The sequence below is a fragment of the Alkalibacillus aidingensis genome (assembly GCF_014595945.1).
GTDB classification, from domain to species: domain Bacteria; phylum Bacillota; class Bacilli; order Bacillales; family Alkalibacillaceae; genus Alkalibacillus; species Alkalibacillus aidingensis.
In genome coordinates, this window is record NZ_JABXWU010000011.1 from 49,525 (window position 1) to 74,185 (window position 24,661).

The 24,661-nt window shown below is 39.5% G+C and carries 23 protein-coding genes and 2 other annotated features; all 23 genes read right to left on the reverse strand.

The window, feature by feature from the left end; translation table 11 throughout:
* Window positions 1–28: 28 nt before the first annotated feature.
* On the reverse strand, window positions 29–2,107 hold the full coding sequence (gene fusA, locus HWQ49_RS12765; RefSeq protein ID WP_188208013.1) for an elongation factor G: 2,079 nt from the start codon (window positions 2,105–2,107) through the stop codon (window positions 29–31).
* Window positions 2,108–2,148: 41 nt separating this feature from the next.
* Entirely contained in the window at window positions 2,149–2,619 is a 471-nt protein-coding gene (gene rpsG / locus HWQ49_RS12770) for a 30S ribosomal protein S7 (protein ID WP_188208014.1), read from the reverse strand.
* Window positions 2,620–2,662: 43 nt separating this feature from the next.
* On the reverse strand, window positions 2,663–3,076 hold the full coding sequence (gene rpsL, locus HWQ49_RS12775) for a 30S ribosomal protein S12 (protein ID WP_188208015.1): 414 nt from the start codon (window positions 3,074–3,076) through the stop codon (window positions 2,663–2,665).
* Between the two features lie 98 nt (window positions 3,077–3,174).
* Complete coding sequence (locus HWQ49_RS12780; protein WP_188208016.1) at window positions 3,175–3,426, reverse strand: ribosomal L7Ae/L30e/S12e/Gadd45 family protein; 252 nt, start codon at window positions 3,424–3,426, stop codon at window positions 3,175–3,177.
* A 221-nt stretch (window positions 3,427–3,647) separates the two neighbouring features.
* Window positions 3,648–7,271 carry a DNA-directed RNA polymerase subunit beta' gene (gene rpoC / locus HWQ49_RS12785; protein WP_188208017.1) on the reverse strand — a complete coding sequence of 1,208 codons (3,624 nt, stop codon included), beginning with the start codon at window positions 7,269–7,271 and terminating at the stop codon, window positions 3,648–3,650.
* A gap of 51 nt (window positions 7,272–7,322) precedes the next feature.
* On the reverse strand, window positions 7,323–10,877 hold the full coding sequence (rpoB, locus tag HWQ49_RS12790) for a DNA-directed RNA polymerase subunit beta (RefSeq protein ID WP_188208018.1): 3,555 nt from the start codon (window positions 10,875–10,877) through the stop codon (window positions 7,323–7,325).
* Between the two features lie 306 nt (window positions 10,878–11,183).
* On the reverse strand, window positions 11,184–11,792 hold the full coding sequence (locus HWQ49_RS12795; RefSeq protein WP_188208019.1) for a class I SAM-dependent methyltransferase: 609 nt from the start codon (window positions 11,790–11,792) through the stop codon (window positions 11,184–11,186).
* A 155-nt stretch (window positions 11,793–11,947) separates the two neighbouring features.
* Window positions 11,948–12,313 (reverse strand): 50S ribosomal protein L7/L12, encoded by a 366-nt coding sequence (gene rplL / locus HWQ49_RS12800; protein WP_188208020.1) that lies wholly within the window; start codon window positions 12,311–12,313, stop codon window positions 11,948–11,950.
* A gap of 55 nt (window positions 12,314–12,368) precedes the next feature.
* Window positions 12,369–12,869, reverse strand: a complete 501-nt coding sequence (gene rplJ / locus HWQ49_RS12805) for a 50S ribosomal protein L10 (protein ID WP_188208021.1) — start codon at window positions 12,867–12,869, stop codon at window positions 12,369–12,371.
* A 44-nt stretch (window positions 12,870–12,913) separates the two neighbouring features.
* Window positions 12,914–13,066: a sequence feature (ribosomal protein L10 leader region), on the reverse strand.
* A 52-nt stretch (window positions 13,067–13,118) separates the two neighbouring features.
* Window positions 13,119–13,817 (reverse strand): 50S ribosomal protein L1, encoded by a 699-nt coding sequence (rplA, locus tag HWQ49_RS12810; RefSeq protein WP_188208022.1) that lies wholly within the window; start codon window positions 13,815–13,817, stop codon window positions 13,119–13,121.
* A 219-nt stretch (window positions 13,818–14,036) separates the two neighbouring features.
* The gene (gene rplK, locus HWQ49_RS12815) at window positions 14,037–14,462 is read right to left on the reverse strand and encodes a 50S ribosomal protein L11 (RefSeq protein WP_188208023.1); all 426 of its coding nucleotides are present in this window, start codon (window positions 14,460–14,462) and stop codon (window positions 14,037–14,039) included.
* A gap of 141 nt (window positions 14,463–14,603) precedes the next feature.
* Entirely contained in the window at window positions 14,604–15,137 is a 534-nt protein-coding gene (nusG, locus tag HWQ49_RS12820) for a transcription termination/antitermination protein NusG (protein WP_188208024.1), read from the reverse strand.
* A 193-nt stretch (window positions 15,138–15,330) separates the two neighbouring features.
* The gene (gene secE, locus HWQ49_RS12825; protein ID WP_188208025.1) at window positions 15,331–15,498 is read right to left on the reverse strand and encodes a preprotein translocase subunit SecE; all 168 of its coding nucleotides are present in this window, start codon (window positions 15,496–15,498) and stop codon (window positions 15,331–15,333) included.
* Window positions 15,499–15,527: 29 nt separating this feature from the next.
* The gene (rpmG, locus tag HWQ49_RS12830; RefSeq protein WP_188208026.1) at window positions 15,528–15,674 is read right to left on the reverse strand and encodes a 50S ribosomal protein L33; all 147 of its coding nucleotides are present in this window, start codon (window positions 15,672–15,674) and stop codon (window positions 15,528–15,530) included.
* Between the two features lie 98 nt (window positions 15,675–15,772).
* A complete protein-coding gene (sigH, locus tag HWQ49_RS12835) occupies window positions 15,773–16,423 on the reverse strand; it encodes an RNA polymerase sporulation sigma factor SigH (protein ID WP_188208027.1) in 651 nt (216 codons plus the stop codon).
* Between the two features lie 135 nt (window positions 16,424–16,558).
* Complete coding sequence (locus HWQ49_RS12840; RefSeq protein WP_188208028.1) at window positions 16,559–17,068, reverse strand: NYN domain-containing protein; 510 nt, start codon at window positions 17,066–17,068, stop codon at window positions 16,559–16,561.
* 1 nt (window position 17,069) lies between these two features.
* A complete protein-coding gene (rlmB, locus tag HWQ49_RS12845) occupies window positions 17,070–17,810 on the reverse strand; it encodes a 23S rRNA (guanosine(2251)-2'-O)-methyltransferase RlmB (protein WP_188208029.1) in 741 nt (246 codons plus the stop codon).
* 5 nt (window positions 17,811–17,815) lie between these two features.
* Window positions 17,816–18,214 (reverse strand): Mini-ribonuclease 3, encoded by a 399-nt coding sequence (locus HWQ49_RS12850; protein WP_188208030.1) that lies wholly within the window; start codon window positions 18,212–18,214, stop codon window positions 17,816–17,818.
* Complete coding sequence (cysS, locus tag HWQ49_RS12855) at window positions 18,211–19,605, reverse strand: cysteine--tRNA ligase (RefSeq protein WP_188208031.1); 1,395 nt, start codon at window positions 19,603–19,605, stop codon at window positions 18,211–18,213. Before cysS ends, HWQ49_RS12850 begins: the two co-directional genes overlap by 4 nt.
* Window positions 19,595–20,257, reverse strand: a complete 663-nt coding sequence (gene cysE, locus HWQ49_RS12860) for a serine O-acetyltransferase (RefSeq protein ID WP_188208032.1) — start codon at window positions 20,255–20,257, stop codon at window positions 19,595–19,597. Before cysE ends, cysS begins: the two co-directional genes overlap by 11 nt.
* Before the next feature lie 87 nt (window positions 20,258–20,344).
* Window positions 20,345–20,561, reverse strand: a binding site (T-box leader).
* Window positions 20,562–20,592: 31 nt separating this feature from the next.
* Complete coding sequence (gene gltX / locus HWQ49_RS12865) at window positions 20,593–22,071, reverse strand: glutamate--tRNA ligase (RefSeq protein ID WP_188208033.1); 1,479 nt, start codon at window positions 22,069–22,071, stop codon at window positions 20,593–20,595.
* Window positions 22,072–22,122: 51 nt separating this feature from the next.
* Window positions 22,123–23,307, reverse strand: a complete 1,185-nt coding sequence (locus HWQ49_RS12870; protein ID WP_188208034.1) for a bifunctional 2-C-methyl-D-erythritol 4-phosphate cytidylyltransferase/2-C-methyl-D-erythritol 2,4-cyclodiphosphate synthase — start codon at window positions 23,305–23,307, stop codon at window positions 22,123–22,125.
* 128 nt (window positions 23,308–23,435) lie between these two features.
* On the reverse strand, window positions 23,436–24,524 hold the full coding sequence (locus HWQ49_RS12875; protein ID WP_188208035.1) for a PIN/TRAM domain-containing protein: 1,089 nt from the start codon (window positions 24,522–24,524) through the stop codon (window positions 23,436–23,438).
* Window positions 24,525–24,661: the final 137 nt, after the last annotated feature.

Consider the following 24,661-nt stretch of genomic DNA (forward strand, 5'->3'; position numbering starts at 1 on the left):
TTATACTTAATTTAAACTAAAAAATCAATTATTGGCCACTATTTTTCTTAATAATTTCTTCAGAGATTGATTTTGGAACCTCTTCATAGTGACTAAAGTGCATAGTGTATGTTCCACGTCCTTGTGTGTTTGAACGTAATGCAGTTGCATAACCAAACATCTCGGATAGCGGCACGAATGCATCTACTACTGATGCATTACCACGTGAACCCATACCTTCTACACGACCACGGCGTGATGTTACATCACCCATGATGTCTCCCATGTATTCCTCAGGAACAACAATTTCAACTTTCATCATTGGCTCAAGAAGTACTGGGTTACATTTATTTTTAGCTGCTTTTAATGCCATAGAAGCAGCTACCTTAAACGCTGTCTCGTTAGAGTCAACATCGTGGTAAGAACCATCATAAAGTGTAGCCTTAATATCAATTAACGGATAACCAGCTAAAACACCATTTTCCATTGTTTCTTTAATTCCTTGCTCAACAGCTGGGATGTATTCACGAGGAACAACACCACCAACAATTTTATCAACAAATTCGAAGCCAGCACCTTCTTCGTTTGGTTCGAATTCGACCCAAACGTGACCGTATTGTCCACGACCACCTGACTGACGTACGAACTTACCTTCAACCTCTGCTGAACTACGGAATGTTTCACGGTAAGCTACTTGTGGAGCACCAACGTTAGCTTCAACTTTAAACTCACGCTTTAGACGGTCGACGATGATATCTAGGTGAAGTTCACCCATACCATGGATAATCGTTTGACCAGTTTCTTCGTTTGTTTCAGTTTTGAATGTTGGGTCTTCCTCTGCAAGTTTACCTAAAGCAATCGCCATTTTATCTTGGTCAGCTTTTGACTTAGGCTCAATCGCAACCGCAATAACTGGATCTGGGAATTCCATTGATTCTAGGATAACATTGTCTTTTTCAGCACAAAGTGTGTCCCCAGTACCTGTATCTTTAAGACCTACACCCGCTGCAATATCACCAGCATAAACGGCATTTACCTCTTCACGGTGATTGGCGTGCATTTGTAAGATACGTCCGACGCGCTCACGCTTGTCTTTAGTAGAGTTCTTTACGTATGAGCCACTCTCTAGGATACCAGAGTATACTCGGAAGAATGTGATCTTACCAACATATGGGTCTGTTGCAACCTTGAACGCTAAAGCAGAGAAAGGCTCTTTATCGTCTGATTTACGAACAACCTTTTCTTCTGTTCCAGCCATATGACCTTCAATTGCAGGTACATCTAACGGAGACGGTAAGTAGTCAATAACTGCATTAAGTAGTAATTGAACACCTTTGTTCTTAAATGCAGAACCAACTAGTACAGGGTAGAATTCAACATCACAAGTTGCGCGACGGATTGCTTTTTTCAATTCATCGGTTGTGAACTCTTCACCCTCTAAGTATTTCTCCATTAAATCTTCATCTAATTCAGCTACAGCCTCTACTAGACGAGTGCGATACTCTTCTGCTTGATCTTGGTACTCATCTGGGATTTCCTCAATTGTGATTTGGTTACCCAAATCATCTCCATAGAAGTAAGCTTTCATTTCTACTAAGTCAATGATTCCTTCGAAGTCATCTTCAGCACCAATTGGTAACTGAATTGGGTGTGCATTAGCACCTAGACGGTCTTCAAGTGTACTTACAGAGTATAAGTAATCAGCTCCCATTTTATCCATTTTGTTAATGAATACAATACGAGGTACCCCGTAAGTAGTAGCTTGTCGCCAAACAGTCTCAGTCTGTGGTTCAACACCTGACTGTGCATCTAGTAGGGCTACAGAGCCGTCTAGCACACGAAGAGAACGCTCAACTTCTACTGTGAAGTCTACGTGTCCTGGCGTATCGATAATGTTAATACGATGGTCATTCCACTGGGCTGTTGTCGCAGCAGATGTGATTGTAATACCACGCTCTTGCTCCTGGTCCATCCAGTCCATTTGGGAAGCACCCTCGTGAGTTTCTCCCAGCTTATGAATGCGTCCTGTATAGAATAGGATACGTTCAGTAGCTGTTGTTTTACCAGCATCAATGTGTGCCATGATGCCAATATTACGATACTTGTCTAAGGAGAACTCTCTTGGCATAATAATTTCTCCTTCCTGTTATTAGGTTTTTGTTTGATTGATTACCAACGATAGTGAGCAAACGCTTTGTTCGCTTCAGCCATCTTGTGCATTTCTTCACGGCGTCTAACCGCTGCACCTGTATTATTTGCAGCATCTAAAATTTCATTAGCAAGACGTTCTTCCATTGTCTTTTCACCGCGTAATCTTGCATAGTTTACGATAAAACGTAGACCTAATGCTTGACGACGTTCAGGACGCACTTCAACTGGTACTTGGTAGTTGGAACCACCAACACGTCTAGCACGTACCTCAAGTACAGGCATAACATTTTTCATAGCTTCCTCAAAAACATCCATAGGCGTTTGACCACTACGTTCTTCTACTAGATCAAATGCTTTATATAGAATTTTTTGAGCAGTACCCTTCTTACCATCAACCATAATCTGGTTAATTAAACGGGTAACTAGTTTTGAGTTGTGAATTGGATCTGGTAATACATCTCTTTTTGGTACTGATCCTTTACGTGGCATATTTGTTTCCTCCCTTCGATGAAGACTTTATAATAATCGTTATTTATTTCTTAGGTCTCTTAGTTCCGTACTTAGAACGACCTTGCATACGACCTTCAACTCCTGCAGTGTCTAATGCACCACGTACGATGTGGTAACGTACACCAGGTAAGTCCTTAACACGTCCACCGCGAATTAGTACAACACTGTGTTCTTGCAGGTTGTGACCAATACCAGGGATATAAGCTGTTACCTCAATTTGGTTTGATAGGCGTACACGAGCGTATTTACGTAGCGCTGAGTTAGGCTTCTTTGGTGTCATTGTCGCTACACGTGTACAAACACCACGCTTTTGAGGCGCAGGGTTATTTGTTTGGACTTTCTTTTGAGAGTCATAACCTTTGTTTAACGCAGGTGAGTCTGAACCTTTTTGTTTTGACTTACGTCCTTTACGTACAAGTTGGTTAATAGTTGGCATGTTTATTTCCTCCCTTCTTCATTTTTCAATGCCACACATCCAGGTGGTTCATAATTGGGCAAAAAAACAAACTTTATGTATTATCAAAATACACAAGTTTACTTTTTAATTGCCACTGTAGCTGCACCAACATCAATCCCGCAAGCTTCTCCTAATTCTTTCATCGAATCAACGTAGTTTACGGTGACCTTGAATTGATCAGCAATTTTTATGATTTTATCTGTAATACGTCGTTCTGCGTTTTCGGCAACAACGACTTCTAGTACCTCACCATTTTTCATGGCCTTTTGTACTTGTTTTGCTCCAATAATCAAACGATTTTGTGCCTGCGCTACTTTTTCATAAGACATTCTTCCATCCTCCAAAGTAACCAGGTTAAATGAAGCACCTTGAATATATTATCACTGTGTTATGTCTATTGTCAATATATATTGTAAGAAAAACTCGAGTAAAGTTCCACCCTTGTCATTACAGTGTATATTCAAGGTGCGATAACCTGTTATTGGTCTTAAATCATGGTAACTCTTATCGAGTCAGCTTTTCACGATTATATTAGATCGTCAATCACTGACTAGGATTCGGTTGTTACTTCTTCTGCTTCGACTACTTCTTCTTCTGTTTCGACAAACTCTTGATCTTTTACTGGTTCTAGATTGCGATATCGATGTAAGCCAGTTCCTGCTGGTACTAGTTTACCAATAATGACGTTCTCTTTAAGACCCAATAACTCATCATACTTACCTTTAATTGCAGCGTCTGTTAACACGCGTGTTGTTTCTTGGAATGAAGCCGCTGATAAGAATGAATCTGTCTCAAGTGAAGCTTTAGTGATACCGAGGATGATCGGTTTAGCAACTGCTGGTTGACCACCTTCAACGAGTACCTTTTGGTTAGCTTCTTTAAACTGTTGGAAGTCAAGAAGTGAACCTGGCAGTAAATCAGTGTCCCCACCTTCGATTACACGTGCTTTTCGTAGCATTTGTCTAACCATTACTTCAACGTGTTTATCGCTAATCTCAACACCTTGCATACGGTAAACTTTTTGAACTTCTTTCAAGAGATACTCTTGAACACCTTGAAGCCCTTGAACCTTGATTAACTCTTTAGGGTCAATTGAACCTTCAGTCAGTGCTTGACCTGGTACAACCTCGTCACCAACTTCAACTTTCATTCTTGCATTGTACAATGCTGAGTAAGTTCTTGGTTCGATATCTCCTTGTACGACAATTTCTTTCTTATCTTTAAGTTCATTGATCTCTTTAACCGTACCAAAGATCTCACTGATCACCGCTTGACCTTTAGGGTTACGAGCTTCAAACACTTCTTGAATACGTGGTAAACCTTGAGTGATATCGTCTCCTGCTACACCACCTGTGTGGAATGTACGCATTGTTAGCTGTGTACCTGGTTCACCAATAGATTGCGCCGCGATAATACCTACCGCTTCACCTACATCAACCTGATCACCCGTAGCCATGTTACGTCCGTAACACTTCTTACAAGCACCATGGTGTGTATTACAAGTGAATACAGAACGGATTACTACTTGCTCAACACCAGCCTCAGTGATTTCTTTAGCAATGTCTTCTGTAATCAATTCATTTCTGCCGATGATTACTTCATTAGTTTCTGGGTTTCTCACAGATTTGAATGCCGTACGTCCAACCAAACGGTCATATAAAGGAACAATAATTTCGTTACCTTCACGTAACGTCTCAACCGACATACCACGGTCAGTACCACAGTCTTCTTCACGGATGATAACATCTTGTGCCACATCAACAAGACGACGCGTTAAGTAACCTGAGTCGGCTGTTTTTAGTGCTGTATCTGCCAGACCTTTACGAGCACCGTGAGTGGATATGAAGTACTCTAAAACTGTTAAACCTTCACGGAAGCTTGATTTAATTGGTAGCTCAATGATTCGACCTGATGGGTTTGCCATTAGTCCACGCATACCTGCTAACTGTGTGAAGTTAGATGCGTTACCACGAGCTCCTGAATCACTCATCATGAAGATTGGGTTAAGTGTACCTAATGAATCCATTAATTTATCTTGGATAACATCCTTCGCTTCAGTCCAAATGGCAACAACACGGTCATAACGTTCTTCTTCAGTGATTAGACCTCTACGGAACTGTTTTAGAACTTTATCAACCTTCTCTTGAGCTTTCTCTAGCACCTCTTGTTTATCACCTAGGACAACGATGTCAGATACACCAATGGTAATACCTGCTTTTGTTGAATATTTAAAGCCTAAATCTTTCATTCGGTCTAACATCTTAGACGTCTCAGAAAGTTTGTAGTATTTGAAGACCTCAGAAATGATATCTCCTAAGATCCCTTTCTTAAACGGTTTAACCAAATCTCGATTCTTTAAGACTTCCTTAAGATCTTCGGAAGTGTCTACAAAGTAAACATCCGGTGTAGCAACCTCTAAGTTTGATGATGTTGGTTCATTAATATAAGGGAATGATTCAGGTAAAATCTCATTAAATATTAACTTACCGACAGTCGTCACAATAACTTTCTTGTTTTGTTCCTCTGTGAATTGAGGATTTTCTAGCGAGCTTGCTTGAACACCAATACGGCTGTGTAAATGTACATAACCATTATCATAAGCCGTAATTGCTTCTTTTGGTGTCGAGAAGACTTTCCCTTCACCAAGAGCCCCTTCACGTTCAAGTGTTAGGTAGTAGTTTCCTAATACCATGTCCTGTGAGGGTGTTACAACTGGTTTACCATCTTTTGGATTTAAGATGTTTTGCGCAGCCAGCATTAAGATTCTAGCTTCCGCTTGTGCTTCTGGTGAAAGTGGAACGTGTACCGCCATTTGGTCACCATCAAAGTCAGCGTTATATGCTGTACACACTAATGGGTGTAAGCGAATAGCGCGACCTTCAACCAACACTGGTTCAAATGATTGAATCCCTAAACGGTGCAATGTTGGAGCACGGTTTAACAATACTGGATGCTCTTTAATAACATCTTCTAATACATCCCATATTTCAGGACGTAAACGTTCAATGTTACGTTTAGCTGACTTAATGTTATGTGCTAATCCACGATCAACTAACTCACGCATTACAAATGGTTTGAATAATTCAATTGCCATTTCCTTTGGCAATCCACACTGATACATTTTCAAGTTTGGACCGACGACAATAACTGAACGGCCAGAATAGTCAACACGTTTACCAAGTAAGTTTTGGCGGAAACGACCTTGCTTACCTTTCAGCATATGAGATAGAGATTTTAACGGACGATTTCCTGGACCAGTAACTGGGCGACCACGACGGCCGTTATCAATTAATGCGTCAACAGACTCTTGAAGCATTCTCTTCTCATTCTGCACGATAATAGTCGGTGCTCCTAGGTCCAACAAGCGTTTTAAACGGTTATTTCGGTTAATCACACGGCGATATAAGTCATTTAAATCAGATGTTGCGAACCTACCACCATCTAATTGAACCATTGGTCGTAATTCCGGTGGGATAATTGGTAATACATCTAAAATCATCCACGCTGGGTCATTTCCTGAATGACGGAATGATTCTAGTACTTCTAGGCGTTTAATTGCACGGGTACGACGCTGTCCCTGTGCGGTTCGGAGTTCTTCTTTTAACTCTTCAACTTCTTTTTCTAAGTCGACATCTTGAAGTAACTTACGAATGGCTTCGGCACCCATTTGTGCTTTAAAAGAAGTACCGTATTTGTCATAGTAAGCACGATACTCTTTTTCAGAAAGAAGTTGTTTCTTCTCTAATGGAGTGTCACCTGGCTCAGTAACAATATAGGCCGCAAAGTAAATAACCTCTTCTAGAGCACGTGGTGATAAGTCAAGGACTAACCCCATACGACTTGGGATCCCTTTGAAATACCAAATGTGAGAGACAGGGGCAGCTAATTCAATGTGCCCCATGCGCTCACGACGTACTTTTGCCTTTGTCACTTCTACACCACAGCGATCACAAACGATTCCTTTATAACGAACACGTTTATACTTTCCACAGTGACATTCCCAATCTTTGGTCGGTCCAAAGATACGTTCACAGAACAAACCGTCTTTTTCTGGTTTGAGTGTACGGTAATTAATTGTTTCTGGTTTTTTAACCTCACCGTAGGACCATGAACGGATTTTTTCTGACGCAGCTAATCCAATCTTCATATACTCAAATCTATTTACATCAATCAAGGAGCCTACCTCCCTTATATTCTTGAGAAATTAATTCCAAAGTGCCTAATCTTATTCAGAAGATCCTTCAGGTTCATGTTTTTCAATATTGACATTCAACTGTTCAGATGACTGTTCTTCATCCTCTAAGTCACGCATATCAATTTCTGTTTCATCATCAGTCAACATTTTGACGTCCATTCCTAAGCTTTGTAGCTCTTTGATTAATACGCGGAATGATTCTGGGACACCTGGTTCTGGTAAGTTTTCACCTTTAACAATTGCCTCGTAAGTCTTAACACGACCGACAACGTCATCCGATTTAACAGTTAGAAGCTCTTGCAGTGTATAAGCCGCACCATAAGCTTCGAGTGCCCAAACTTCCATCTCACCGAAACGCTGACCACCGAATTGTGCTTTACCACCAAGTGGCTGCTGTGTAACAAGTGAGTATGGCCCTGTAGAACGAGCGTGAAGTTTGTCATCAACCATGTGCTCAAGTTTAATCATGTACATAACTCCGACTGATACACGGTTGTCAAACGCTTCACCTGTACGTCCATCATACAGAATTGTTTTGGCATCTCTTGGTAGACCAGCTTCTTCAACCGTTTCCCAAACATCTTCTTCACTTGCACCGTCAAATACCGGTGAAGCAACACGTATACCCATTTCTCTAGCTGCCATACCGAGGTGTAATTCAAGCACCTGACCGATGTTCATACGAGATGGTACACCTAATGGGTTAAGCATGACATCCACAGGCGTTCCATCAGGTAAGAACGGCATATCTTCAGCCGGTAAAATACGGGAAATAACACCCTTGTTACCGTGACGACCTGCCATTTTATCCCCTTCAGAAATCTTACGCTTTTGGACAATGTAAACACGTACAAGTTTATTCACACCTGGAGATAGTTCGTCACCATCTTCACGGTTGAATATCTTCACATCGTGAACGATTCCACCACCACCGTGTGGAACACGTAATGATGTATCTCTGACTTCTCTAGCCTTTTCACCGAAGATGGCGTGCAGCAAACGTTCTTCAGCTGAAAGTTCGGTCATACCTTTTGGTGTAACTTTACCAACTAAAATATCTCCGTCAGTAACTTCAGCACCAACTCGGATAATTCCATTTTCATCAAGGTTCTTAAGTGCATCATCACCGACATTTGGAATATCACGAGTAATTTCTTCTGGGCCTAATTTTGTATCACGAGCTTCAGACTCAAATTCTTCAATATGAATGGAAGTAAATACATCGTCTTTAACTAAGCGATCGCTCATGATCACGGCATCCTCGTAGTTATAACCATCCCATGTCATAAAGGCTACTAACGCATTACGCCCTAACGCTAATTCACCCATATCCATTGATGGACCGTCGGCAATAACCTCGCCTTTTTTCAATCTGTCGCCTTTCGAAACGATCGGTTTCTGGTTATAACAAGTTCCTTGGTTTGAACGAATGAATTTCTGGAAGCGATAGCGGTCTAAATCACCTTCTACTTCTTTTCCATCAACTTCAACAATCCTTCTCACATGGACTTCCTTCGCTTCTACCTTTTCAACAATACCTTCATGCTTACATACAATAGCTGCACCAGAGTCTTTCCCTGATACGTACTCCATACCGGTTCCGACAATTGGCGCTTCTGGCTCAATTAAAGGTACTGCTTGACGTTGCATGTTCGCACCCATTAATGCACGGTTCGAGTCGTCGTTCTCTAAGAATGGGATACATGCTGTCGCAGCAGAAACAACCTGCTTAGGCGATACGTCCATATAATCGATTTGGTCTTTTGAGACAACAATGTTCTCACCACGGAAACGAGCAATAACTTCATCGTCTGCAAACGTACCATCATCATTAAGTCTTGCATTGGCCTGTGCAACAATGTAATTATCCTCTTCATCCGCTGTTAAATATTCAGCCTCTTTAGTCACACGACCTGTTTCTGGGTCGACCTTACGATAAGGTGACTCAATAAAGCCAAATGGATTAACTTTTGCATAAGAAGAAAGTGAGTTAATCAAACCAATATTCGGACCTTCTGGTGTTTCAATTGGACACATTCTTCCGTAGTGGGAGTAGTGTACGTCACGAACTTCCATACCTGCACGTTCACGTGTTAAACCACCAGGCCCTAATGCTGATAGACGACGTTTATGCGTCAATTCAGCTAATGGGTTCGTTTGGTACATAAACTGTGACAACTGTGAACTACCAAAGAATTCTTTAATAGATGCAATCACAGGACGTATATTAATCAGTTGTTGTGGTGTGATGGACTCAGTGTCTTGAATGGACATTCTTTCTCTGATCACACGCTCCATACGAGATAAACCAATACGGAATTGGTTCTGCAACAGTTCACCAACTGAACGTAAACGACGATTACCTAAATGGTCAATGTCGTCAGTATTTCCTACCGTGTGCAAAATGTTAAAGAAATAACTTATAGACGCAAGGATGTCTGCATACGTGATATGTTTCACACCGTCATCTACATTACCATTACTAATAACATTTAGTGTCTTCTCACCGTCAGGGTCTGTTGGATCAACTATTTTGACGGATTGAATTTTAACAGGGTCATCTAACACGCCGTCTTGAGGCTCAAGAATCTTCTCTCCGACAGCCTCTTCAGACTTCTCTAAGTATGGTAGTAACTTATCTAGTAAACGACGATTTAGCTTATCGCCTTTACGAGCAATGACTTCTCCTGTTTCTTCATCCGCAATCGTCTCAGCTAGAGTTTGATTGAATAGACGATCTTTTATATGAAGCTTTTTGTTCATCTTATAACGTCCAACCCGTGCTAGGTCATAACGTTTTGGATCAAAAAATCGTGAATATAAAAGGCTCTTTGCGTTTTCAGCCGTTGGTGGTTCACCAGGGCGTAAACGCTCATAAATTTCAATCAGAGCTTTTTCACTATCTTCCGTGTTATCTTTCTCTAAGGTGTTGCGAATATATTCGTTATCACCTAATAAATCAATAATCTCTTCATCTGAACTAAATCCTAAAGCACGTAATAGAACCGTAATCGGTAGTTTACGAGTACGGTCGATTCGTACATGAACGACATCTTTAGCATCTGTTTCAAACTCTAACCACGCACCACGGCTTGGAATCACCGTCGCAGTGTGGCCACGTTTACCGTTCTTATCAATCTTTTCATTAAAGTAAACGCTTGGAGAACGAACAAGTTGTGAGACAATAACACGCTCAGCACCGTTAATAATAAAGGTACCTGTGTCTGTCATTAACGGGAAGTCTCCCATAAACACTTCTTGTTCTTTTACTTCACCTGTTTCCTTATTAAGTAGACGAACCTTCACGCGTAAAGGCGCATTATAGGTAACGTCCCGTTCTTTAGCTTCATCCACAGGGTACTTTGGCTCTCCTAAAGTATAATCTACAAATTCTAAGGAGAGATTACCTGTAAAGTCTTCTACAGGGGAAATGTCCGCAAACATTTCTCGCAAACCTTCATCTAAGAACCATTGATAAGATGCAGTTTGGATTTCGATTAGATTAGGTAGTTCTTGCACTTCGCTAATTCGAGCGTAACTTCTACGCTGGCGGTGTCGACCATATTGAACTAGTTGACCTGTCAACTGCTTCACCCCTCAAACAACCAAATATTTAAAACAAAAAACCGTCCGACAAAAAAGCATGCCGAACTTGCTTGATCCACTTAGTTTCACAAGCATATATTAAAACATTTGTCATCAAAACAAATGTTATATCAAACCTATAGATTCATAAGCTATACGATTGACCTTTTGTATGTTAAACTAAACACAACCAATGTTTACATTATTGGTTTTTATTGACTTAGATATACATTTTTGAAAGTTTTTAAAAAATAACTTGACAAAGAAACGTATCTATTGGCATTTTTTAATACTATCACACAGACATTAGCTAGTCAATTTATTAGACTTTAGTACAAAGTAACCTTTATCACGTTTAACGACTTCAACGTGATTAAACAAACTCTCCATTTTCGTTCTAAGCGAAGGCGCACCTTGTTTCTTCTGAACAACCACCCACAACTCACCAGATTCACCTAACGCTCGGTAGCTATCATCGATGATTTGATGGACAACCTGCTTACCTGCACGAAATGGTGGATTAGTAATAATTGCTGCCAATTCACTACTTTTAACTTGCGCTAAACCATCACTCAAGTAAGCCGAAGCATTTTCTACCCGATTTTGGTTTATATTTTTTTGAGCTAATAAGATTGCTCGTTCATTCACATCTACTAGGTGAATTGTTCGGTTAGGGCACTCTTTTGCCAAAGTTATTCCAATTGGACCATACCCACATCCAACATCCAATAGCTCACCATCTCGCTTAGGTTCTTCAAAACTCTCTAATAAGACTTGAGTTCCATAATCTATTTGTTTTTTTGAAAAGACGCCATCATCTGTTTGGAAAGTTAACGAGTGTGATTTAAGTGTGGTTTGAAATTGAAAAGGATTACTTTCACTCTTGGGGTTCTTAGAAAAATAGTGTTCGCTCATTCGCTCGACCACCTTTTTAACTAATAAAATGTATTAACGATCGGCCTGTCTCAAGTTAAATTAAAATACATTCTATTATCATTTATCAACTAACATAAAAAGTATAAACAAGCTCGCTGAGTGTTCAGCGAGCTTATTCATATGATTACGTGTTATTATTTTAATTCGATTTTCGCGCCAGTTTCTTCTAGCTTTTCTTTCATTTCTTCTGCTTCTTCTTTAGCTACACCTTCTTTAATTGTTCCAGGTGCGCCATCAACTAGTTCTTTTGCATCTTTTAAGCCAAGTCCAGTGATTTCACGAACTGCTTTAACAACTTTGATCTTAGAAGCACCAGCGTCTTCTAATACAACGTCGAATTCAGTTTTTTCCTCAGCTGCTTCCGCGCCTGCTGCTGCACCTGCTGCTGCAACTGGTGCTGCTGCTGTTACACCAAACTCCTCTTCAATTGCTTTTACTAAATCATTTAATTCTAAAACTGACATTTCCTTAATCGCATCAATGATTTGCTCTTTAGTCATGATTAAGTTCCTCCTTGTAATTTGTTTTAATATTTTTTATCCGGCTAAGAGGCTATTAAGCGCTCTCTTCTTCTTTCTGTTCTGCAACTGCTTTCGTTGCATATGCGAAGTTTCGCACTGGTGCTTGCAATACGCTGAGTAGCATAGATACAAGACCATCGTGTGATGGTAGTTCTGAAAGTTCTTTCAACTGCTCTACAGTTGCTACTTCACCTTCAACAACTCCACCTTTAATTTCTAGTGCTTCGTTATCTTTAGCAAACTGACCTAGCACTTTAGCTGGCGCTACTGCGTCTTCTTCACAGAATGCAATGGCTGTTGGTCCTACTAACACTTCGTTTAAACCTTCAAAACCAGCTTTTTCAACCGCACGGCGTGTCATTGTGTTTTTGTAAACACGGAAATCAACACCAGCTTCACGTAGTTGTTTACGAAGTTCATTAACTTGATCAACGCTTAAACCACGGTAATCAACAAGAACAGACGTTTTACTATTCTTAAAACCCTCTGCAATAATGTCAACCTGTTGTTTTTTATGCTCTAGTACTTGGCTCATCTTCCCACCTCCTAGTTTAATTGTCTATACCGTCCTTAAGGTGATTGTGTATTAAAAAATGCCTCCATGTAGACATGGAGGCATGATTGGACAAGATTGTACACACTCGTACAATTTATACGTTCATACACACCTCGGCAGGAATGTTTAAGCTTATTATAAGCTCCTGCTGTCTACGGTATATTTATTATTCATTTGTACAACAAAGGTTATTATAATTCAAAGCTCAATCCAAAGTCAACTATTTTTTTACTTGCGTAGGTAACTAGATACATCTACACGAATTCCAGGACCCATTGTAGATGAAATAGAAGCATTACGCATGTAAGTTCCTTTTGATGACTGAGGCTTAGCCTTAACAAGCGTTTCAGTAATTGCTTCAAAGTTTTCAACAAGCTTTTGATCGTCAAAAGATACTTTTCCGATCGGAACATGTACGTTCCCAGCTTTATCAACACGGTATTCTACTTTACCCGCCTTAATTTCTTGAACTGCTTTTTCGATTTCGAAAGTAACAGTTCCAGTTTTAGGGTTAGGCATTAAACCTTTAGGTCCTAGTACTCGACCAAGTTTACCAACTTCAGCCATCATATCAGGAGTTGCGACAACTACGTCGAACTCGAACCAACCTTTGTTGATCTGATCGATGTACTCAGCGTCACCAACATAGTCTGCACCTGCTGCTTCTGCTTCCTTAGCTTTATCGCCTTTAGCGAATACTAATACACGTTGAGTTTTACCAGTACCGTGTGGTAAAACCATTGCTCCGCGGATTTGTTGGTCAGCTTTCTTAGGGTCAACCCCTAAACGGAATGCTGCTTCTACAGTTTCATCAAAGCTAGCAACCGATGTTTTCTTTACTAATTCAACCGCTTCACTAGCTTGATAAGCTTTAGTGCGGTCAACAAGCTTTAAAGCTTCTTGATACTTTTTACCTTTCTTAGCCATTTCACTTCCTCCTCAATGTGGTTTTAACGGTTAAACCTCCCACTAAAGAAAACTCGCTTTCAGTCGAGCCTTTAGGCGAAGTCAGAGGCTTAAAGCTATTTAGCTTTATTCAAATTCTAACCATTATGCCTCTGTTCGAATTTCTAATCTTACTCGTAATAAAGGTTGCGAAAGACTATCTTTCGCAACCCAAAAGCACACCTTATCAATAGGATGGGATTAGTCTTCGATCGTAATACCCATACTACGAGCAGTACCTTCAACCATACGCATAGCTGAATCAACATCAGCAGCGTTTAAATCAGGCATTTTCGTTTCAGCGATTTCACGTACTTGATCACGCTTAACTGTAGCCACCTTATTACGGTTAGGCTCACCAGAACCTGATTCAATTCCAGCCGCTTTTTTAAGAAGTACTGCAGCCGGTGGTGTTTTGGTTACGAATGTAAATGAACGGTCTTCATAAACCGAAATTTCAACCGGGATAATCATACCAGCTTGTTCTTGTGTTTGAGCATTGAACTCCTTACAGAATCCCATGATATTAATACCAGCTTGACCTAATGCAGGACCTACTGGTGGAGCTGGGTTAGCTTTACCCGCAGGAATCTGAAGTTTGACGACGTTTACTACTTTTTTAGCCACGAGACACACCTCCTTAAAGTCCGTGATGTGGTAACTGGGGATCTCTTTTTCCCCTCCCACTCATTTTTATACCTTAGCTTTTTCAAGCCATAAGAAACATAAAAATTTTAGCATCTTTCCTCAAATTATGCAAGTAATTGATTACAATTTTTCAATCTGAGTAAATTCTAGTTCAACAGGGGTTTCTCTACCAAACATATTAACATGAACTTTGATCTTCTGTTTGTCTAAATCGATATTTTCAATTGTACCCGTGAAATTAGCAAAAGGACCATCTGTTACACGAACAGTCTCCTTCACTTCGAAATCGATTTCTTGAGTTGATTCTTGAACACCCATACGCTTAAGGACGCGCGCCGCTTCATCAGGTAATAATGGTGTTGGCTTTGATCCAGAGCCCGTCGAGCCAACAAACCCTGTCACTCCCGGTGTATTTCTAACAACGAACCAAGAATCATCTGTCATGATCATCTCAGTCAATACGTACCCAGGAAACACCTTCTTCATAGAAGTTTTACGTTTACCATTTTTCACTTCAGTTTCTTCTTCTTCAGGGACAATCACACGGAAGATCTTATCTTCCATCCCCATCGATTCAATTCGCTTCTCTAAGTTTAGTTTCACCTTATTCTCATAACCAGAATAAGTGTGAACGACGTACCAATTCTTTTCCATTCTTTTTGGCTCTTAGCCTTCCCTCCTATTCGATATTAACCTAACTAAGCGCATGTGATCACGTCTTGGTCTATTAGATTAGTTGGTGACTATCACTAGTAAAAATTCTCGTTAAATTATAAAAAACCCGGCTAGCGGGTTTTTTGCTTTTTAACATTATATCACATTTATGAACATTTCAATCATTTAAAACCTACAATAGTTCTAAAATTGAAGAGATTCCTAAGTCAACAACGGTAAAGAATACCGTCACGAAAAGAACCGTCACGATGACAATAATTGTATAACGTGTTAATTCATTTCCCTTAGGCCAACTAACTTTACGCATTTCTCGATTAACATCTTTTAAAAAGCTAAACACGATTGTCCCCCCTAGCTACCTACCGACAACTATTTTGTCTCGCGATGTATTGTGTGTTTACCACAGCGTTTACAAAATTTCTTTATTTCGATTCGTTCAGACGTTTGTGAACGTTTTTCTGTTGTATAGTTTCTTGTGTTACATTCTGTGCAGGCTAAAGCTACTTTTTTTCGCATATGATACCCTCTTCTTAGCCTATTTTATCACTTATAATAATCTATCACGCAATAAGTATAATGTCAAACCTGTCAACTATTTTACTCATACTCATTCTCTATAAAGAAATTTCGCTTACTGATAAGTATCTTTCAAGTTTCCTTTTAACCCTTTGAAGAGCGTTATCGATTGATTTAACATGTCGGTTTAATAACGTTGATATCTCTTGGTATGAACGACCATCTAAATATAGGTGTAGGACTTCGCGTTCAAGATCACTTAATAGTTCTTGCATTTTAAATTCCATATCACCATACTTTTCACGGTTAATTAGTAACTTCTCCGGGTCAGCCATTTCGTCCTCGGCGATAATGTCAATGAGTGTCCGGTCAGAATCTTCTTCGTAGATCGGCTTGTCCAATGAGACATACGAATTTAACGGAATATGCTTTTGTCTCGTTGCAGTTTTAATAGCCGTGATGATTTGTCTAGTAACGCATAGTTCAGCAAACATTCTAAACGATGATAATTTATCCCCCTGAAAATCGCGTATCGCTTTATAAAGACCAATCATCCCTTCTTGTATGATATCCTCGCGATCAGCACCAATTAGAAAATAGGTTCTAGCCTTGGCCCTGACAAAGCTTCGATATTTATTGATCAAATATTCTAAAGCCTGTACATTTCCCTCTTGAACAAGTTCTACAAGTTGCTCATCTTCTAATTCTGATAAATTTTGATGATTTTTACCTTCTTGTTTGATGTCCACACAGATTCCTCCCAAGCTGAACCGGGTCAATAGACCTTAACCGTAAACTGTCATAAACTCTTAACAAAACGGAAAAGTTCTGTAAATATAAACTCATTATACAGGGTTTTAGAATTTTCAGTCAACTGAATCTTGCTATTTATTTCCTCTCCGCCATTTTTCGAAAGTTTTCAACACATCATCACTTAAGGGGATTTTTGCCTTAGGTTTAACTTCCTCTTGCTTCTTTAAATCTTTTTTAATATCAAGGTCAATTGCGTTAATTTCCATAAGCAATTCACGAGCTGATTTTCTAAGAGCGCCTTGGGAAAAGATCGTCCATTGTTCAGCAAAATCTGAAGTGGCAACATAAACTTTGGTTCTCACATCTTTAACTTGTTTAACCAACTTCTCGATCTTTTCATCTGCTGTTTCTTTTTCTTTAGTAAAGATAATTTTCACTTTTAATTTCGTATAGTTTCTTTCTGGGTCTCTTACGGTATATGCATCAAACACAACAATCACTCTATGCCCTGTATATGCTTGGTATTCTGCAAGCATTTCGACCAAGCGAGTCCTTGCTGCTTCTAGATCGGTGTCACGCAATGCTTTTAATTCAGGCCAATCACCGATCATATTATAGCCGTCTACGATCAAGACAATCATCTTAATCCCCTACTGGAAAACGTTTTCGGTAAATTTCATACATTAGAATACCTGCAGAAACCGAAGCATTTAACGAAGTCACATTTCCTCTCATCGGCATTCGCACAAGCCAATCGCAATTCTTGGCCACCAATCGACTGATTCCTCGCCCTTCACTGCCAATGACCAGTGCAATTGGCATGTCGTAGTCCGATTCGCGATAGTCTTGTTCACCACTCGCATCTGTCCCGACAACCCAAACGCCTCTTTCCTTCAACTCCTCGATCGCTTGATTCATGTTAGTCACCCGTGAAACAGGGATATGTTCTATAGCACCCGTTGAGGCTTTGGCAACGGTTTGTGTTAATTGGACAGAGCGCCTTTTAGGAATAATGATTCCATGCGCACCAACTGCATCTGCGGTACGCATGATTGAACCTAGGTTATGTGGATCTTCTAATTCGTCAAGCAAAATAAAGAAAGGAGCTTCCTGACGATCTTCCGCTGTTTTAAACAAATCATCTATAGTTGTATAATCATAAGCAGCTACAAGCGCAGCCACTCCCTGGTGGTGATCGCCGATGGGGTCAAGTTTTTGCTTTGGTACTTTTTGAACGTGAACACCTTGCTGTTTAGCTGTATTGATAATTTGCTTTTGCACTTGAGGCTTCATCGTTTCTAAAACTAAAACTTTATTGACTGAACGACCAGACTTCAATGTTTCTAACACAGGATTCTTACCGGTAATCCACTCTTCACTCATCCATACTAGCCCCTTTCTTCAATATCTAAAATAGCTTGTGATATTAAGTAATCTAAGCGATCATATTCTTCGTTAAAATATAAATACCCAATCAAAGCTTCAAACGCGGTACTATAACGATATGTCTGAACATCAGTACTCTTAGGAACGTTAGATTTAGCATTACGACCACGCCTTACAATCGCCTGTTCTTGTTTTGTTAATAAATCATCTTCAAGCCAATTGACTAATACATAGGCTTGAGCTTTTGCTGAAACAAAAGATATAGCCATTTGATGTAAAGCTTGTGGCTTAACCTCACCCTTTTGAATCAAATACTCTCGTATATACTTTTCATAGACTACATCTCCCATATAGGCAAGAGCTAAACTTTTCATCTGGTTCGGGTTAATCTCATGACTCATTGTCTTTTCCATCTCGTTCCTTGTGGAGTGTCTTCTAATATAATCCCCAATTCAGCTAATTGATCTCTAATCTCATCTGCTCGCTGAAAGTCCCGGTCTTTTCTTGCTTGATTTCTTTCTTCGATCAATGCTTCTACATCATCATCCAGAAGCTCTTCAGATGCTAATGGAAATCCAAGTACTGCTGTGATCTCATCAAATAAATTCATGAATTGATCGATGACGTCCGTTGAAGTTTGATCATTTTCCATATAAAGATTGGCATCCTTTGCTAACTCAAATAATACAGAAATCGCATTTGCTGTATTAAAATCATCATTCATTTCCTGCTTAAATGTTTGGCGATGGCGATCAATTCTATCCAACCACTCCTGGCCATCGGTTAAATCCATGCTTACCTTGCGTCGATGACTCAAATTGTCATAAGCCGTTTTAATTCGATCATAGCTATTTTTAGCACTTGCTAACAATTCATCACTGAAGTTGATTGGGTTGCGGTAGTGTACACTTAACATAAAGAATCGGACAACATTAGGGTCGTGTTTCTCTACTAAATCATGCACTAAGATAAAATTACCTAATGACTTCGACATCTTTTCATTATCAATTTGAATATAACCATTGTGAAGCCAATAGTTAGCAAATGTTTGATCATTTAAGCATTCCGATTGTGCAATTTCATTTTCATGGTGTGGGAAGGACAAGTCTTGACCACCAGCATGAATATCAATCGTATCACCTAAATATTTTTTAGCCATAGCTGAGCATTCTATATGCCAACCTGGTCGACCTTCACCCCAAGGACTATTCCATGAAATTTCACCATCTTTTGCAGCCTTCCATAGAGTGAAATCTAACGGGTCCTCTTTCTTTTCACCCACTTGAATTCTAGCACCCGTACGGAGTTCATCGATAGACTGATGTGATAACTTACCATACTCATTAAACGCTCTCGTTTTAAAATAAACATCGCCATCAGCTTCATATGCGTAACCTCGATCTATTAACCCTTTAATAAATTCAATAATCTCATCCATTGTCTCGGTAACTCGTGGATGATAAACCGCTTCTTTTACATTTAGCTGACTAACGTCTTCTTTATACGCTTTAATAAACCGGTCTGCAATGTCTGGTACTTCTTCTCCTAGTTCGTTTGCTGCCTTAATTAATTTATCGTCAACATCAGTGAAATTTAAAACATATTCCACATCATAACCGACATATTCAAAATATCGTCTCACTGTATCGAAGACAATGGCAGGACGCGCGTTACCTACATGTATATAGTTATAAACGGTTGGGCCACATACATACATCTTTACCTTATGATCCTCTATAGGATTGAAAGTTTCCTTCTGACGAGTTAATGAATTATATAATTTAATGGTCATGATATTCATCCCCTTTCAGTTCTTTCAACTCATCCTGTAACTGTGCAATCTTCTGCTCTAGCATGTTACACTTTTCTGCTACTGGGTCAGGCAGTTTGTGATGGTCCAAATCCTTTCTAACCTTGACTCCATTTTGCACAACAATATGTCCTGGAATTCCCACAACAGTTGAATACTTAGGTACATCCTTTAAAACAACAGAACCGGCTCCGATCTTAGAATGTTCATCGATTGTAATTGATCCGAGCACCTTTGCACCTGTTGCGACCAAAACATTATCCTTAAGCGTCGGATGACGTTTTCCGGCCTCTTTACCTGTTCCCCCTAGTGTTACACCCTGATAAATGGTTACATTGTCACCAATTTCGCACGTTTCTCCAATTACAACACCCATCCCATGGTCGATAAAAAATCGTTTACCAATTTTAGCACCAGGATGTATTTCAATGCCGGTAAAGAACCGACTAATTTGTGAAATCAACCGAGCAATAAAATACATTTTCCGTTTATGAAAGCCATGAGCTACTCGGTGAGCCCAAATTGCATGCACACCGGCATAAGTTAAAATCACTTCAATCCGGTTTCTCGCAGCAGGATCTTGGTCAAACACTACATCTACATCCTCTTTTAACAACTTTAAGAACTTAAACACCCTATCCCTCCTTGTTGCTGTTCTGAGGTAACTCAATTAAGAGAAGGAGGTCGAAAAAACTAAAAAACGCCTCTGTCTATTAATATAGACAGAGACGCTTCGACCACGCGGTTCCACTCTGTTTAGAGGTATAACCTCTCAACTCTTTATGCCTTTAACGCGGCTAACCGCTTCATTCTACTACCCTTTTCGAATGAAGACTCAGAGGGGCATTTCAAATACGAACCTAAAAGCTGCTCTCAGCATCACAGCTATCTCTGTCATTAGGTTGATGTATTTTACTTTTCCTCATCAACGTTTATATATATATGGCTATTATATGCAATAAGTGTTCGTTATGACGAATGTTTTAACTGACTTAATAACTGCTCTAAACGATGGATCACCGTTGATTTTCCGAGCAAGTAAATCGCATTAGGTAACTCTGGACCATGTGTTTGAGCTGTTGTTGCTACTCGAATTGGCATAAACAACTTCTTACCCTTATTACCTGTAGCCTTCTGCGTCGCTTTAATCGCGGCCTTAACATCTTCAGGGGTTAGTTCCTCTAAAGCTTCAATTTCCGTTTTGAAATGGGTTAACATATCTGGAACATGTTCTTGATTTAATACTTCCATACACTCTTCATTATAGTTTATTTCTTTTTTGAAGAACAGTTCAGTTAACTCAACAATTTCTGCCCCATAATTAAGCTGATTATGATATAACGCGATTAATTCTTCGACCCACTTTCTTGTAGACTCATCCATAGACTCCTCTACTTTGCCTGCTTCAATTAAGTGTGGCAATGTTAAGTCAATTACACGTTCATTGGAGCTTTCTTTAATGTATTGATTGTTCATCCATTTTAGTTTGCCAGTATCAAATACCGCAGGTGAAGTGGATAAACGCTCTGGATCAAAGATTTCGATGAATTGTTCTTTAGTAAATAACTCCTCTTCTCCAGAAGGGGACCAACCCAGTAGGGTAATAAAGTTGAATAAAGCTTCAGGCAAGTACCCTAAATCAGCATACTGTTCAATGAATTGAATGATACTTTCATCACGTTTACTTAGTTTCTTGCGCTCCTCATTGACAATCAAAGTCATGTGAGCAAATGTTGGTACTTCCCAACCGAATGCACGATAAACCATCATTTGCTTAGGTGTATTAGAAATATGATCTTCCCCACGTAATACGTGAGTGATTTTCATTAAGTAGTCATCGATCGCACACGCAAAGTTATAGGTTGGTGTTCCGTCTTTTTTCATGATGACCCAATCGCCAAAGTCGCTTGATTCAAATGTAATATTCTTTTTAACGATGTCATTAAACGTATATGTTTCATTTTCAGGAACACGGATTCGAATACTAGGTTGGCGCCCCTCACCCTCAAATGCTTCAATCTCTTCAGCCGTTAACTCGCGATGGGCTCCAGAGTATTTTGGGACCTGTCCTTTCGCTCGCTGTTCTTCACGCTCTTGCTCCAACTCTTCTTCTGTCATGTAACATTTGTAAGCTAAGCCACGCTCAAGAAGTTCATCGGCATACTTTTTATAGATGTGCAAACGGTCCATCTGGCGATAAGGACCATAATCACCACCAACATCAACACTCTCATCCCAATCAATGCCAAGCCACTTAAGGTACTTTAACTGACCAATGTCTCCACCTTCTACATTTCGCTTTTGGTCTGTATCTTCAATTCGGATAATAAATTTTCCACCCGTACTTCTTGCAAATAAGTAATTGAATAATGCAGTTCTTGCGTTTCCGATATGCAAATGACCTGTTGGACTAGGTGCATAACGAACACGTACTTGTTGTTCAGTCATAACTTTTGTTCTCCTTTCCGAAAATACATCTTAATTTATATTTTACATAAACTAGTCTTGACGTTGTACTAATACGACTGCTTGTGATGCAATTCCTTCTCCACGACCGGTAAAACCCAATTTTTCAGTCGTTGTCGCTTTAACATTCACCTGATCTTTTTCGGCATTTAGCAGCTTAGCAATATTAGTTCTCATCTCTTCTATGTACGGGGACATTTTAGGTGCTTGTGCCATAATAGTACAATCCACATTCCCTAAAGTATAACCCTCTTGCTTAACCTTTTCCCAAACTTCCTTCAGCAATTCTTTCGAGTCAAAATGTTTATACTTAGGGTCATCGTCAGGAAAATGCTTACCAATATCGCCTGCTCCAATCGTCCCTAACAATGCATCAGCAACTGTATGTAATAACACGTCTGCATCCGAGTGACCTAAGAGACCTTTCTCATATGGAATCGTCACCCCACCAATGATACACGGTCGACCTTCAACTAGTTGATGTACATCAAATCCATGTCCAATCCGAAGCAATGATGGTTCCTCCTTGTTCATTTCTTGCCTATTTATTTTTAGCATATTTTCAGCCTTTTGTATATCTTCAGGTGTCGTTAACTTGAAGTTATTGTAGCTTCCTTCAACAATAGAAGGGTTATAGCCAATGAATTCTAGTAAGGCAACATCATCTGTCGCTAAGACTTCCTCAGTTTCTGCATATTCGTGAGCTTTCTTTAAAACGTTAAACGAAAACGCTTGTGGTGTCTGAGCAGAGTACAGCTGATCACGGTTAAGCGTCTTTACTTCCCCTTGATTCACCTGTTTAATGGTATCTGTCACTGGAACAGCCAATAATGCCGCTTCTTGCTGTTTAGTTTCATTATATAATCGGTGAAGTTCCTCCTGTGTAACAAATGGACGGGCACCATCATGTACAAAAGTAATCAGAGAATCCTTCAACGCTTTAACAGCCGCTCGCACACTATCTTGTCTTTCCTTACCACCAAGGACTACTTGTTTAATTTTCTGAAACTGATATCTTTCAATGACCTCTTTCATCGTTGCTTGTTCATCTGGATGTACTACTAAATAAATGAACTGACACCAAGGGTCGTTCTCAAAAACTGCTAACGTGTGAGCAATTAACGGGCGATCACCTAACATGATTAACTGTTTATTCTTTCCTGCCTTCATACGTTTACCTTGTCCGGCTGCTAAAATAATTGCTTGATAGTTTCCCATTTATATAGTCCCCTATTCCGTAAGAAAATACATAAGAAAGGGCTGACTTCGTACCAACATTCGTTTTCACAAATAATTGGTCGCCAACCCTCTCTATCTATTCAAACATATTTTATAAGAAAAAGGCTCTATTGTGCTTTTCCCATCGCTTTTGGTTTGGCAAATATCATTCTACCAGCTGATGTTTGTAAGACACTAGTCACAATTACGTCAATGGCATCACCAATATAATTTTTACCTTCTTCAACAACAATCATCGTTCCGTCATCTAAATAAGCAACACCTTGTTTATCCTCCTTACCAGCTTTGATGACATGAACATTCATTTCCTCACCAGGTAAAACAACCGGTTTCACAGCGTTAGCTAAATCATTGATGTTTAAGACGGTCACATTTTGAAACTCCGATACTTTGTTTAAGTTAAAATCATTCGTAACAAGAACGCCATCTAATAACTTAGTTAATTTAACTAACTTACTATCTACTTCATGGATGTCTTCAAAATCACCCTCGTAAATCTGCACATCAACAGGAACTTCTTTTTGTAATCGATTAAGGATATCAAGACCACGTCTACCTCGATTGCGTTTGAGTACATCTGAAGAGTCTGCGATATGTTGGAGTTCTTCCAGGACGAAATGAGGGATGATAATAGATCCCTCAAGAAATTGAGTTTCGCATATATCCGCTATTCTCCCATCAATAATCACACTTGTATCGAGAATTTTAGGGCGAATTGTCAGATCATCCTCTGTTTTTAAACCGATTTCTTTTCCTTTATCACCTTTACGGACTGTTAACAATCCCACAAATTCATTGCGACGTTTGAAACCGACTTGAAATCCTAGATAACCTAAAATCACCGTAACAAACAATGGAAGGATCTCAGAAACGATCGGCATTTCCATACCTTGTAGATAAATATTTACTAAAAATGCAATGATAAGACCGACAATTAATCCTAAGCTACCAAACAATAAATCTGCAACTGGAATTCTAACAAGCTTTTCTTCAATAATTTTAAGGAAATCTACAATATAATCAACTAACCAAAATGTTAATAAAAATAATATAATTGCACCAATCACTAAACCAAAGTAAGGAATTAACCAACTTGGTTGTTCAAAGCCTGCTAGCCCAGCTAAATCAGGAAAATATAAATAGCCTAGCATACCACCAGCTATAACCATAAACAGCTGTATAATCTTCTTTAACACCTTTTGCACCTCCTAGAAACTATTCTCACCAACCTTATTTGTGAAAATAAGCAAAAATATCTATAAATGATTACTAGGGTAAAATTATACCATGATTATTTAAATACCGTCAAAGTAAAATTCTAATATTATATCAC

Coding starts and splice junctions, on each gene's coding strand:
- fusA (WP_188208013.1), bottom strand. CDS start 2,107: ATGCCAAGAGAGTTCTCCTTAGACAAGTATCGTAATATTGGCATCATG.
- rpsG (WP_188208014.1), bottom strand. CDS start 2,619: ATGCCACGTAAAGGATCAGTACCAAAAAGAGATGTATTACCAGATCCA.
- rpsL (WP_188208015.1), bottom strand. CDS start 3,076: ATGCCAACTATTAACCAACTTGTACGTAAAGGACGTAAGTCAAAACAA.
- HWQ49_RS12780 (WP_188208016.1), bottom strand. CDS start 3,426: ATGTCTTATGAAAAAGTAGCGCAGGCACAAAATCGTTTGATTATTGGA.
- HWQ49_RS12795 (WP_188208019.1), bottom strand. CDS start 11,792: ATGAGCGAACACTATTTTTCTAAGAACCCCAAGAGTGAAAGTAATCCT.
- rplL (WP_188208020.1), bottom strand. CDS start 12,313: ATGACTAAAGAGCAAATCATTGATGCGATTAAGGAAATGTCAGTTTTA.
- rplJ (WP_188208021.1), bottom strand. CDS start 12,869: ATGAGCCAAGTACTAGAGCATAAAAAACAACAGGTTGACATTATTGCA.
- rplA (WP_188208022.1), bottom strand. CDS start 13,817: ATGGCTAAGAAAGGTAAAAAGTATCAAGAAGCTTTAAAGCTTGTTGAC.
- nusG (WP_188208024.1), bottom strand. CDS start 15,137: ATGGAAAAGAATTGGTACGTCGTTCACACTTATTCTGGTTATGAGAAT.
- rpmG (WP_188208026.1), bottom strand. CDS start 15,674: ATGCGAAAAAAAGTAGCTTTAGCCTGCACAGAATGTAACACAAGAAAC.
- HWQ49_RS12840 (WP_188208028.1), bottom strand. CDS start 17,068: ATGATTGTCTTGATCGTAGACGGCTATAATATGATCGGTGATTGGCCT.
- rlmB (WP_188208029.1), bottom strand. CDS start 17,810: ATGAGTGAAGAGTGGATTACCGGTAAGAATCCTGTGTTAGAAACATTG.
- HWQ49_RS12850 (WP_188208030.1), bottom strand. CDS start 18,214: ATGAGTCATGAGATTAACCCGAACCAGATGAAAAGTTTAGCTCTTGCC.
- cysS (WP_188208031.1), bottom strand. CDS start 19,605: ATGACCATTAAATTATATAATTCATTAACTCGTCAGAAGGAAACTTTC.
- gltX (WP_188208033.1), bottom strand. CDS start 22,071: ATGACTGAACAACAAGTACGTGTTCGTTATGCACCTAGTCCAACAGGT.
- HWQ49_RS12870 (WP_188208034.1), bottom strand. CDS start 23,307: ATGGGAAACTATCAAGCAATTATTTTAGCAGCCGGACAAGGTAAACGT.